Genomic DNA, 11,548 nt, shown 5'->3' with positions numbered 1-11,548 from the left:
CCGTCCAGACTTGGCTAAACTATCCTTCCGTTAAAGCTTGTTTAAAGGTTATGAATTTCGAATTAAACTTGAAAATATCGACGCTCAATCTTTTTAAAGAAGGAGATGTGAGGTAACTGTTTTAGCTTGAAAACTTCCATTAGGAAAGAAATGGTGTAAAACGTTGAAGAGTTTCACTGCCATAGCCCTTGAAAATTTTCCCCTAATAAAGCCGGGGGATAACCTTGCAAAAATAATTGTAGAGACCGCTGGGAAAAATGGTGTAAAAATAGAAGACGGTGACGTGATAGTTGTTGCCCAAAAAGTTTTCTCGAAGGCGGAGGGGCGCGTTGTAAGACTTCAAGACATCAATCCATCAGAAAAAGCTGAAGAGATAGCGAAAAAAACTGGCAGAAACCCAAAGTTTGTGGAACTGGTTTTAAGGGAGACGCGGAAACTCTTGAAGGTTTCAGCTGAAACATTGCTTGTAGAAGACAAGCGTGGGCTAGTTTGCATAAACGCGGGGATAGACAAGTCAAACATTGAAGGTTTTGACGCTTATGCGCTTCTCCCCGAAAATCCTGACGCTTCAGCTGAAAGATGCCGTGAAGAAATAAAGCGTTTAACTGGCAAGGATGTGGCGGTAGTTATATGCGACACTTACAGTCGCCCCTTTAGGCGTGGACAAGTGAACTTCGCAATCGGTGTTTCAGGAGTTAAACCACTCAAAGACTATAGAGGAAAACAAGATCTTTTTGGCTATATTTTGAAAGTTAAGAATGTAGCCGTCGTCGACGAAATTGCAGCTGCAGCTGAACTTCTCATGGGACAAGCCACAGAAGCTACACCGGTCGTGGTTTTCAAGGGTCTACAAAACCTCGTGGAATACTGTGAAAAATCAAGTATTAGAGGACTGCAGATTACACGTGAAGAAGATCTTTTTAGGGACGCTTTATAGTTACAGCCAGTCCAGGTTTAGAAATGGGTTGTTCCATTTTTCTTCGCCAATTGTTGTCGCCGGCCCGTGTCCAGGATACACAACTAAAAAGTCGGGGAGACTTACCAGTTTTTCAAGGGAACGCCTCATTTCTTTGTCTGAGCTTTGCGGCAAGTCTGTTCTTCCTATCGAACCAGCGAAAAGAGTATCTCCTGTGAAAACTTCTTTTTCGCCTAGCAGAGATATGCTTCCCGGGCTGTGTCCCGGAGTGTGTAGGACTTTTAAGGATGATTTCCCAAAGTTTACGGTATCTCCGTCTTTGAGGAGTTTGTCCGCCGGTGGCGAGAAGGCTTTAAAGCCGAAGTATCTTGCCATGGCTCTGCCGACAGTTTCAAACATGAAGTTTTCCTTTTCATGAACAAGAATTGGAATGTTAAATTTCTCTTTAACTATGCCGTTCCCGCAAACATGATCTGGATGACCATGAGTGTTCACAATAAACTTTAATTTTAATGCGTTCTCCTCAACAAACCTGAAGATTTCAGCTGCTTCGGAGTTTTTCTCGAAGCCTGGATCAATTATTATTGCTTCTCTTGTTTCTGGACAAGCGGCTATGTAACAGTTTGTGTAAAGTTTTCCAACCGTGAATGTTTTAATTTTCATCGTGGCCCTCTCAAGCAGCTTAACTTTGATACCCTAGAGATAAAAGAATATTTTGGTTTAAGCAGCAACCTATAAATTGTTAGTTTGGCTTTCTCCTTTTAGGAGATTGGAGAGCTTGAAGTTGGAGGAGGTTTTGGCTTCTTCAGCCCAGATAACTTACTGTCCAAAATGCGGCTCCCGAGAAGGCTTTTGGCTTGGCTTTAAACGTGAACATGTTTATGTTCAATGCAAAGGCTGCGGCACATGCTTTGAACTCCGCCAAACCTACCCGATAGGCAACAAGAAGAAAAGAAAATTTTTCGGGAAATAAAATGGATTGTTCAAATTGAGACTTGAGAAAAAGAAGAGGGTTATGAGCTATTTCTTTTCCTCTTTTTTGCAAGAGCGGTTATCAACGTGATTGCTGACAGCAGGGCTATTAACACGGATTTTTGATATTCAGGCACTATATGAGATTGGAAGTAGACTCCTGCTGTTGGAGTTTGGACTTTGTTGTCCGCAGCGTCCACAGCTTCAATGTAGTAATAAAGTTTTGTGCAGACAGGTAGCTGGCTTGAGGGGATGGTTGCTTCGTATTGGTTTGAGGTGGTTTTTGTCATTTCTATTGATTGCCATTGCTGTGTTGTAGTGTTGTAGTATATTTTTACAGTTTTTATTGGATTTGCATCTGTTACGTTTACACGGATCGTTATATTTTGGCCGGGTTCTATGTCAACTATTTGGTTCGGCTGCACAATTGCACCTGGTGGATTTTGATACGGGTTTGAAACAGTTGGAGCTTCGTTGTCGACTATTACAGCGTCTGCTTGGACGACTGTTGCATTTAAGTTGTAAATGTTTGAAAGCACCACGCGTAGGTTGTAGTTTCCGTCGGCTGTTCCAGCGGGTATTGTTATTTCATCGGTTCTTTGGACATCTTGTCCACCTAATAGCTCAGTTACAGTTTTAGAAGCTATGGTGTGGGTTGCATTGTAAACTGCTAATGTTACATTTTTGGGGTTTTCTTCGGTGTAATTGTATGTTACTTGGATGGTTTTTCCGGATTGAATATATAATGGGTTTGCAAATGTCGGGTTGATGATTGTTACTGTTGGCGGAATAATTTCAGCCACCGTGAAGCCCCATGTTTTGGATGCGTTGTTTCCAGCCAAATCTTCAACAAATACACTTACATTGTATAGCCCGATGCTTAATGGGCTTGTTTGGCAGTAAAGCATTCCAGTTTCAGCGTCGTAGGTTGGTGTTAATTCGGTTTCGTTTAATGTTAGTTTTATCGTCTCATTAACTAGCGCAAAGTCTTCTATTAACGTGACATTAATCCACACAGGCTGGTTTGATGGAAGTTTTTCGTTCGGCTGCGGCGACACTATTTCAATTGTCGGCGGGGTTGTATCAATAACTGTTAAGTTTAGTGTAAGAAAGGTTCCTTGGTGGAAAGTTATTCTTGTAACGTTAACGTTTTTAACCCAAAGGTCTATCTTCACACCGTCGGAAGATGCGGCGGCTCCCAATACAAAATAGCCGTTTGAATCTGTTATCGACCTATTCTGCGGATCTTTTACATTGATCACTGTTGTACCTTCTTTTGCATAGACAGCAAATCCCGCTGGAACTGTTTTGTTTGTACCATCTACTCTACGAACCAGCACATAACCGTCTATTGTCATGGGGATTGGTGGCACTTGAGACTTAGCCAACGAAATAAAAAGAGTTACAGCTAACAATGCTGTTAGGGCAACCGTTATAAACTTTAGGGGTTTCTTCATATCTTTGCCTCCATATTTGGAAAGGGTAAAGAAAAGTGGGGCTATGGTGAGATTGGCGGGATCAAGTCTTGGTCTTGGTAGAGGTATATCCAGAAGGCCTGCCCTGGATACAGTGTATCAGCAGACCCTGATTTAGTGTCAATCATGGTCCAGCTTTGCGTTGCCGCATTCCACACGTAAAGCCATCGGAAGTAGCTTCCCGGTTCAAGGCTTTCCAGATACTCGTCTGCAGCCATGTCGGTTGTTTCGGTGAATCCTGCAAGACACCATCCTGCTGGCAGATGGTACGTGGTTGGCAGGGCCGGCGGTTCTGGTGTTGGCAAGCCTTGCACTATTAGGACGTCGTAGGCTTTCATGTGGATCCAGTAGCCTTTCCCATCGGTCATGGTGGTTGGGTTCATGATCCATGATTTAGCCGTGTTATCAAAGTTGTAGGTGACTGTTACTCCATCTTCTCCCTGCTTTAGTATCAGCGAGTAAATGTCAGATGCCGCCGTGCTGTTTGGAATCAGAGGGAGTGAAATCAGATTCCATCCTGAGTAGAGCTCAACTGGATGCCATGTGCCCTTTGGAACTGAAATTACCGTGGAGACTGCTGAACCCACGTTAGAGCCGTAGTCCACAGCCGCGATAGTTATGTTTGCAGCTTTGCCAGCATAGCTCTCCAAATTGAGGACTAGGAAGCCGGAAAATGTTCGATGATCGCCTACATTGGTTAATGTTGATGCCTTAAGTTCCATAAGAGTTACTGTTACAGGGGTTCCATTAATGTAAACTTTGAAACCTAAAACTCCAACGTTATCTGTTGCCGTCAAAGCCTTTACTATTGCTCCGCCGCAGATTGGCTGAACCGTAAACGTTGGAGCGGACGGTTTTACTTGGTCTCTTTTGATTTCCCATGTTCTCGTGAAATTGTTTTTGGTTGGCGTGGCACTGTCAACTAGGGTTATTTTGAGAATCACATAGTTGGAGCCAGTCACATTAAGGGCTGGATTTGTGGCAGTTTCGTTACTAAAATCATAGCGTGTCGAGTTAAGGTAGATATAGCCAGTTATGGGTATGGCGGGGTTATAGAATGCAGCTTTAACTCGTATATGTGTTGTGTTTGCTCCCATCCAGTATACGCCGGAAACGTATGGCAGTTCGCCATCACCTTGATCTAGAACTTTAATGTATACCGGCTTTGGTGCAGTGTTGTCGATTGTAGTTGTTCTCTCCTCTGACTTGGTACGCCCAGAAGCATCCACAGCAGTTATCTTTACAACAAGTTTGCCGTCTGGAATTGCTGTTTTGTTGGCAAAAGCGAATTGGTATATGGAGTGGTTGGCGCCCATTGTGTAGACCACACGCTCGAATCTTGTATCATTAATGGTCAAAGTTATTCCATACTTTGTTATGTTTAGGTCGTCTTTCACCGTCCCATTTATCCATATTCTCTTCCCAGCGCCGACACTATAATAACCACCAGATGGAGGCTGGCTTATTGCGATAGTTGGAGGGTCTCCGTCAACGGTTACGGGGAGGTTGCGGGTTCCGAGAGGAGTTCCACTTATATCCCAAGCTGCGACAGTCCAATTAACGGGATCCGCAGTTGACGATTGTGTGGTCATGTTGACTAATATCCAGACGTATTCGCCTATCAGTAGGTTTGGACCTGAAAGCTTAAAGGTTTTAGCAGATGCGTCGTGGATTGCTGACCACGGTCTGCTGCCGCCATAATTCACTATAGCGTTAAAAGTCCACCCGTCTGGATAAGTTATGTTAACCACTCCGAGACCGGTACTCGAGGCTAGGTTCTTAACTGTTACATTGAAATTGTAGCTTTTGCCGCCCTGAACAAGGGATGGTGTTATTGTGGCGGCGAATTGAGGGTTAAAGGTTACGGTAAGCCAAATTGTGTTGTTAGCACTTGCAGTAGTCTCACTAAATGTGTCTACACCAAACTTGACGGTTATCGGTGGAGTAGCCGACCACTGCACAGTGACCTCAAATCTAGTCCATTGATTTGCTACCAAATCTGGGACATTGCTACCCGCCCCTATGGAGAAGTTGTAAGAATTTGTCCCACTTACCCACGAGCAGGTCCAGTTACCTGTGTCATTTAAGGCACGTGCGCTTATCCGAGTAAAGCCTGTCGGTAGAATTATGCTTGTTTTATTTATAGATTCAGCCTTACATGTTACGTTAAATGTAAGTTTGACTGTTGGAACAGTGGTTGTTGTGGGTGTGACTGTTGCTGTGTGTTGTGGATCGGGGCTACCGCTCACGATGCCTTGATATGCAACTACTAGCAGTGTTGATATTATTAATAGGCTGGTCATGACTAATGGTGCTAATTTTTTCTTATTCATTTTGTTTCACGCTCAGATGGTTTGTGCGATGTTTTGTTATTAAAAAGTTTTTAGGGGTTCAGAATCCGAACCTGAAAACGACGATCACCATCCAATAAACTTTTCTATCACGAAACATTTACTAAAACAGTCACAACCTCAAAGGAAAATAAAGCCATGACCGAAGAAACAAACATAACAACTCAAGCAGAGTTTGAAAAACTAAAGGAAACGGTTTCCATGCACTTCCAGATAGAGGATGCCCTATTAGAACACAGTGTTCCAACCTTCTATTTAAAACAGCCCCAGGAAACAAAACAGTCCTTTCTGCGCTTGCTCAAAACTTTGGAACCAATGGGTTTAATGGCAGTTCTGCGAAAAATCGACGGAAGAATCATCTTAAAGATTTTGCAGAAACCGCCATCCAAGCCGAGTAATGTTCTCGTTAATTGGTTGCTTCTGTTCGCAACCATAGGAACAACATTTGTAACTGGATACATTTTATCCGAAGGACTTATTGACCCGCTGGTCGGCGGATTAACCTTCACCATAGCCATAATGGCGGTTCTTGGACTGCATGAAATTGGACACAAATTGACAGCTACCAAAGAGGGAGTGGAGGCTACACCACCATACTTTATACCCGGGCCGCCACCATTAGGCTACTTTGCGGGTATAGGAACTTTCGGAGCAGTGATAATGCAGAAGTCGCTTCCACCGAACAAAGACTCGCTCTTCGACATCGGCGTAAGCGGTCCAATATTTGGCTTCATAGTATCTGCCATAGTTACAGTTATCGGGTTACACTTTTCAGTTTACGATTGGGTTCCGCGAGAAACCTCAACTCTTCCAGCATTACTTTTTTTCAGAATAGCCCTGCTTTTTGTAAAACCACAACCTCCAATGCAGAATCAGCCTGGACCAGACTATATTCAAGTAATCAAATTGCATCCAGTGGCTTTTGCTGGATGGGTAGGCCTATTTGTCACAATGCTTAATTTGATGCCAGCAGCCATGCTTGATGGAGGCCACGTTGCCAGATCCCTTTTCGGCGAGAAAACCCGTGCTGTTTTAACAGTTCTTTCGATAGCATTCCTAGCCTTCGTAAGCCTACCAATGGCCATTTTTGTCATGTTTATGTCCATGTTTAGACACCCAGGCCCCCTTGACGATGTCTCAGAACTCTCCGGGAGTAGAAAGCTTTTGGTGATCATTCTAGTGGCAATTTTCGTTCTCTCCTCATTTCTGTTTGACTTAGTGTACGAGTTAATTATCTTTCTCAAAGAGTTTTTCTTGGGATTGTAGTTTTGTTCTTCAATTGTACAGTAATGTTTATTAAATATCAATATGCTGGAAACATATGGACATAAACAAACACCCAAGTGAAAACTTTGAAAGGAACACCCATCCTACTGGTTTTCTTCATAATTTTCTTAGCAGCGTCGCTTCTAATCCCGACGCCTATGTTTCCAGGAAACATCTTTTGCAGCTTAATCGGAAACTTTGCAACTGAACATCGAGAGTGGATCGGCGCAGTTTTCAACGCTGCCTTCTATGGGGTTATATTATGGCTTGTTTTTGTTACTGTAAGCCGAAAATTTGAAAGAGAAAATAGTTTCTAAAAGCTGCCAATTTTGCAGGCTAAATTATGGTTTGTTGTTGCAGGAAACCAACCAGCCTTATGGTGCTGCCACATTTCTTGCACTGTAGAACAAGCTCCGCCAACTCTGTTCCTACAACTTTCGTGTCCACTATCTCGTATATTTCATCACTTTCATCGTCTGGAGATATTATCACCCCACATTTGGGGCATCGAAATGCACCGTCTCCATCAATTTTTGTCAAGTCAATTAGGTAAACCGCCGTTTTTTTGGCGGCAACTCTTTTCATCATCAGCCCTTACGCCTTCCTTTTTGGCTTTACGTTCCCCACTTCACCCATAAATATAATTAACAATTATGAATCACTAATCTAGATTGCAAATAAATACTTTAACACAATTTTGTCATAGAAATGATATTCCAGCAGCCTTTGGGAATGGAACGACGTTCAAAACGCTTTCAAATCCGCAAATAAACCTGTTAGTCTTTAAAATGCCCAAGCACCCTTCTGATTCTGAGAATCTTCTCGGAACTTTTGGGGTTTCGCTGCATCTGAAACGTCTGTAGCGTGGCAACCTCGGTAGGTTTAAATTTATACAGTCAGTAATTATTAAATTTTTCATTTAAATTATGCACTTTCTCAAATGGATAACTATTTAAGCTTGAGTTTCTGTAATTTTTACACATGGAAGCTAAACTTGACGAAAAGGACTTAGCCATATTAGCGTTGCTGCAAGAAAATTGCCGCATGACAGCTAGAGAAATAGCCCAAAAAATAGGCTCGCCTATAACGACGGTTTTCGCAAAAATGAAACGGATGGAGCAGCAAGACATAATAAAGGAGTATAGGGCAATCCTAAACCATAAAAAACTGGATTTCGGAGTAACAGCATTCATTTTGGCGTCCTTCTCCTACAGAACAGACAAGGAAGAGGCACCTTTATCCCAGAGGGCTATTGCAGAGCAAATATCAAAGTTTCCAGAAGTTCAAGAAGTTCACATAATATCTGGGGATTGGGATATCCTAATAAAAGTCAAGGAGAAGGATGTAGATGCCGTTGGAAAGTTTGTGGTGGATAAACTCCGCACAGTTAAAGGCATAGAGAAAACTTTGACTTGCATGGTTTTTGACACTTTAAAGGAGACAACCGCTATACCAATATCATTGAGAGGACTTAAGAAGAAGTAAAAGTTTAGTACTAGGCGAAAAGTTGTAAAATCAAACCGGAAAGGGAGACTTGCAAATGAGGTACGACGTCGTAGTCGTAGGCGCCGGGACAGCTGGCTGTTTAGCCGCAAAAACAGCAGCCGAGGCCGGATTAAAAGTTTGCATAATTGAAAGAAAAAGCCAAAGAGAAATAGGTGAAAAAATCTGCGGGGATGCCCTAGGTGAGCATCATCTAAAGGCTTTAGGTTTGACGCCGCCCCAACATGGCGAACTTGAAAAACAAATAGAGGGGGTCAAAATTTACTCGCCTGACTTAGAAACCGTTTTCACTGTTAAACACGAAGATTTTTCTGGTTACTTGCTGAATAGACGACTTTTCGGGCAATGGCTTTTGAAGTTGGCGATGGATGAAGGCGCAACACTGTATGACTCCACTCAGTGTCTTGAACCAGTAATTGAGAAAGGCTACGTGATTGGAGTCTCGGCAAAAAACATGAAGACTGGTGAAAAACTTCGATTTGAAGGAAAAACCATTGTGGATGCAAGCGGTTTCTTAGCGGTTATAAGACGAAAGCTTCCAAGGGAAATGATGATAGAGAACGAAATTTTAAAAGAGGATGTTGAGGCTTGCTATAGGGAGATAAGGCAGTTAAAGCAGGAAACCACGGACAAAAGCTATTGTGAAATCTACCTTAATCAGAAAGTGACACCAGGAGGCTATACTTGGATTTTCTACAAAGGCAGCGCAAAAGTAAACGCTGGTTTAGGCATCTGCATGCGGGGTGACTTTCCACATCCAAAAAAACAGTTTTATGATTACGTTTTAACCAAACCCATTTTTGAAGAGTCGCTGTTACTGCATGCTGGCGCGTGGTATGATCCTACTCGTAGACCGTTGGACAACATGGTTGGAAACGGCGTAATAATAACAGGAGACGCAGCATGTCTTGTAAATCCAATTCATGGCGGTGGTATAGGGCCATCCATGTTGAGCGGTTATTTGGCTGGAAAAACCATAGTTGAAGCCTTAGGAAAGGGCGACGTTAGCCAAAACAGTTTGTGGTCATACAACCTTAAGTATATGGAGAATTACGGGACTAAGCAGGCTGGGCTTGATGTTTTCAGGCTGCTGCTGTTAACATGCAAGGATGAGGATCTAAACTATGGCATGAAATATCAATTGCTAACAGAAGAGGACGTTTTAAGGGCTGGTCTAGGCGAAGACTTTAGCCTCAAAATAACGGAAACAGCCAAACGGGTGTTTAAAGGGATCAGGCGCATCGGTTTCTTAAACAAGTTAAGGATCACCGTAAACCTCATGAACAAAGTTAAGGCCCACTATAGGAGTTATCCAAAAACGCCGAAGGATTTTGAAAAGTGGCGTCTAAAAACTGAGGCGCTGTTTAACGAGGCAAAGTCAAAACTTTTAGAGTAGAAAATCATGCGAGTAGCAGTTTTAGCCACTGGTGGAAAAGACTCCACCCTCGCCCTCTACAGGGTTCTGAAAGGCGGCTATGAGGTAAAATATCTTGTAAGTATGATTCCGGCGAGGGAGGACAGTTGGATGTTCCATTATCCCAACATGCATCTGATAAATTTGTTCGCTGAGGCTGTAGGGTTGCCCCTTATAAAAGGCGAAACTTCAGGAATAAAGGAAGTTGAAGTTGAAGATCTGAAAAATTTGGTTGCCAGACTTGACGTTGAGGGACTAGTTTGCGGTGCTATCGCATCCAACTACCAAAAAACAAGAATAGAGAAGCTCTGTGAACAATTAAACTTAAAGTTTATAGCCCCACTTTGGGGGGAAGACGAACAGAAAATTTTGGAAGAAATTTTAGCTCTAAATTTTGAAGTTATTATCACAGGCATCTACGCCTATGGATTTTCAAAAGAATGGCTCGGCAGAAGAATTAACGCGGATACAGTTAAGGCTTTAATTGATTTGAAAAGAGCATTCGGTGTTTCTCTTGTGGGGGAGGGGGGTGAGTATGAAACTTTAGTGCTTGACGCCCCATTTTTTAGTAAAAAACTGAGAATTGTCGAAGCTGAAACTGTTTGGAAAGGCCAGAGTGGATATCTACTTGTTAAAAATGCCAAGCTTGAAGACAAGTTGGGTAAGTAAGCGTTTGCTTTTTGGAAAACTTTATTTTGTAGTTGATGAATCTTGAAGCCCGTGAGCGGATGAAAAATCCGCTGGGATGTAACCGGTTTGGTTGAACCATAAACTAGGGGCGAGGTGAAAGATTGGCATATAAGTATATTGCGGAAGCTTGGAAAAAGCCGGGAGAATCCTTTGTTGAAGAGTTGATGCGGCAGAGACTCATAGATTGGCGTAGACAACCTGCGGTGGTTCGCATCGAAAAGCCCACACGTTTAGATAGAGCCAGAAAGCTTGGATACAAGGCTAAGCAAGGCTTTATTGTAGTCCGCGTACGCGTGAGACGAGGAGGGCTACGCAAACAGCGGCCAAGGTCTGGAAGAAGACCAAAAAGGATGGGTGTTAGAAAATACAAGCCAGCTAAAAGTTTGAGGCTTATAGCTGAGGAACAAGCTGCAAGAAAGTTTCCGAATCTTGAGGTTTTAAACTCTTACTGGGTTGGCGAAGACGGACGCTTCAAATGGTTTGAAGTTATAATGGTTGACCCCAGTCATCCAGCTATAAAATCGGATAAAGACGTAAACTGGATATGCCAAAAACAGCACAGGGGCCGCGTCTTCAGAGGGTTGACAAGCGCAGGCAAAAAAGTTAGGGGCCTACGGAAGAAAGGACGAGGTGCAGAAAAAGCTAGACCAAGCAAAAAAGCAGCTACAAAGGAGTAACATTTATGCACATTGTTAGGCCATTGGTTTTCAAGAAAAATGGGAAACAGCGTACGGGGAAGGGCTTCAGTCTAGGCGAGTTGAAAGAGGCAGGATTAAACAAAAAACAAGCCTTAATGCTTAGAATACCAGTGGACTCAAGAAGGAGAACAGTGCACACGGAAAACATTGAAAACCTCAAGAAGATTTTAGAAAAGGAAGGTAAAAGCGAAAAAACTAAATCCAAAAAAGAAGAAGCAAAGGAGAAAACTAAAAGAGGAAAGAAGGAAAAGAGAGAAACGTGA

At 42.8% G+C, this 11,548-nt stretch carries 13 protein-coding genes; 9 read left to right on the top strand and 4 right to left on the bottom strand.

What is annotated here, in order from left to right:
* Positions 1-163: 163 nt before the first annotated feature.
* Positions 164-937 (top strand): coenzyme F420-0:L-glutamate ligase, encoded by a 774-nt coding sequence (gene cofE / locus KEJ24_04900; GenBank protein MBS7647153.1) that lies wholly within the window; start codon positions 164-166, stop codon positions 935-937.
* On the opposite strand, the gene KEJ24_04895 is transcribed toward cofE, so the two are convergent.
* Positions 938-1,579, bottom strand: a complete 642-nt coding sequence (locus tag KEJ24_04895) for an MBL fold metallo-hydrolase (GenBank protein MBS7647152.1) — start codon at positions 1,577-1,579, stop codon at positions 938-940.
* Between the two features lie 115 nt (positions 1,580-1,694).
* Between KEJ24_04895 and KEJ24_04890 the strand changes: the two genes are divergently transcribed.
* Complete coding sequence (locus KEJ24_04890) at positions 1,695-1,889, top strand: hypothetical protein (protein MBS7647151.1); 195 nt, start codon at positions 1,695-1,697, stop codon at positions 1,887-1,889.
* A 40-nt stretch (positions 1,890-1,929) separates the two neighbouring features.
* Here KEJ24_04890 and KEJ24_04885 read toward each other — a convergent pair whose 3' ends face one another.
* Together KEJ24_04885 and KEJ24_04880 are read right to left on the bottom strand one after the other, a co-directional pair.
* Entirely contained in the window at positions 1,930-3,345 is a 1,416-nt protein-coding gene (locus tag KEJ24_04885; GenBank protein ID MBS7647150.1) for a hypothetical protein, read from the bottom strand.
* Positions 3,346-3,386: 41 nt separating this feature from the next.
* Positions 3,387-5,696, bottom strand: coding sequence for a hypothetical protein (locus tag KEJ24_04880; GenBank protein ID MBS7647149.1), 2,310 nt, complete (start codon positions 5,694-5,696; stop codon positions 3,387-3,389).
* Positions 5,697-5,852: 156 nt separating this feature from the next.
* On the opposite strand from KEJ24_04880, the gene KEJ24_04875 reads away from it, so the two are divergent.
* Together KEJ24_04875 and KEJ24_04870 are read left to right on the top strand one after the other, a co-directional pair.
* The gene (locus KEJ24_04875) at positions 5,853-6,980 is read left to right on the top strand and encodes a site-2 protease family protein (protein ID MBS7647148.1); all 1,128 of its coding nucleotides are present in this window, start codon (positions 5,853-5,855) and stop codon (positions 6,978-6,980) included.
* Between the two features lie 86 nt (positions 6,981-7,066).
* Entirely contained in the window at positions 7,067-7,297 is a 231-nt protein-coding gene (locus KEJ24_04870) for a hypothetical protein (protein ID MBS7647147.1), read from the top strand.
* Positions 7,298-7,316: 19 nt separating this feature from the next.
* Here the strand turns inward: KEJ24_04870 and KEJ24_04865 are convergent, their stop codons facing one another.
* Complete coding sequence (locus KEJ24_04865) at positions 7,317-7,568, bottom strand: hypothetical protein (GenBank protein ID MBS7647146.1); 252 nt, start codon at positions 7,566-7,568, stop codon at positions 7,317-7,319.
* A gap of 393 nt (positions 7,569-7,961) precedes the next feature.
* Here KEJ24_04865 and KEJ24_04860 point away from each other — a divergent pair, with 393 nt between their 5' ends.
* The 5 genes from KEJ24_04860 to KEJ24_04840 all read left to right on the top strand — a co-directional run bounded on the left by KEJ24_04860 (position 7,962) and on the right by KEJ24_04840 (position 11,548).
* Entirely contained in the window at positions 7,962-8,465 is a 504-nt protein-coding gene (locus KEJ24_04860) for an Lrp/AsnC family transcriptional regulator (protein ID MBS7647145.1), read from the top strand.
* A gap of 55 nt (positions 8,466-8,520) precedes the next feature.
* Positions 8,521-9,879, top strand: coding sequence for an NAD(P)/FAD-dependent oxidoreductase (locus KEJ24_04855; GenBank protein MBS7647144.1), 1,359 nt, complete (start codon positions 8,521-8,523; stop codon positions 9,877-9,879).
* 6 nt (positions 9,880-9,885) lie between these two features.
* On the top strand, positions 9,886-10,566 hold the full coding sequence (locus KEJ24_04850; GenBank protein ID MBS7647143.1) for a TIGR00289 family protein: 681 nt from the start codon (positions 9,886-9,888) through the stop codon (positions 10,564-10,566).
* A 122-nt stretch (positions 10,567-10,688) separates the two neighbouring features.
* Positions 10,689-11,264 carry a 50S ribosomal protein L15e gene (locus KEJ24_04845; GenBank protein MBS7647142.1) on the top strand — a complete coding sequence of 192 codons (576 nt, stop codon included), beginning with the start codon at positions 10,689-10,691 and terminating at the stop codon, positions 11,262-11,264.
* A gap of 5 nt (positions 11,265-11,269) precedes the next feature.
* Positions 11,270-11,548, top strand: coding sequence for a ribosomal protein L13e (locus KEJ24_04840; GenBank protein ID MBS7647141.1), 279 nt, complete (start codon positions 11,270-11,272; stop codon positions 11,546-11,548).

This window comes from Candidatus Bathyarchaeota archaeon (assembly GCA_018396705.1).
Taxonomy (GTDB): Archaea; Thermoproteota; Bathyarchaeia; order Bathyarchaeales; family Bathycorpusculaceae; genus DRVP01.
Note: the sequence above shows the minus strand (reverse complement) of the source record. Positions and strands in the feature narration are given on the sequence as shown.

Coding starts and splice junctions, on each gene's coding strand:
- KEJ24_04895 (MBS7647152.1), bottom strand. CDS start 1,579: ATGAAAATTAAAACATTCACGGTTGGAAAACTTTACACAAACTGTTAC.
- KEJ24_04885 (MBS7647150.1), bottom strand. CDS start 3,345: ATGAAGAAACCCCTAAAGTTTATAACGGTTGCCCTAACAGCATTGTTA.
- KEJ24_04880 (MBS7647149.1), bottom strand. CDS start 5,696: ATGAATAAGAAAAAATTAGCACCATTAGTCATGACCAGCCTATTAATA.
- KEJ24_04875 (MBS7647148.1), top strand. CDS start 5,853: ATGACCGAAGAAACAAACATAACAACTCAAGCAGAGTTTGAAAAACTA.
- KEJ24_04865 (MBS7647146.1), bottom strand. CDS start 7,568: ATGATGAAAAGAGTTGCCGCCAAAAAAACGGCGGTTTACCTAATTGAC.
- KEJ24_04860 (MBS7647145.1), top strand. CDS start 7,962: ATGGAAGCTAAACTTGACGAAAAGGACTTAGCCATATTAGCGTTGCTG.
- KEJ24_04855 (MBS7647144.1), top strand. CDS start 8,521: ATGAGGTACGACGTCGTAGTCGTAGGCGCCGGGACAGCTGGCTGTTTA.
- KEJ24_04850 (MBS7647143.1), top strand. CDS start 9,886: ATGCGAGTAGCAGTTTTAGCCACTGGTGGAAAAGACTCCACCCTCGCC.
- KEJ24_04840 (MBS7647141.1), top strand. CDS start 11,270: ATGCACATTGTTAGGCCATTGGTTTTCAAGAAAAATGGGAAACAGCGT.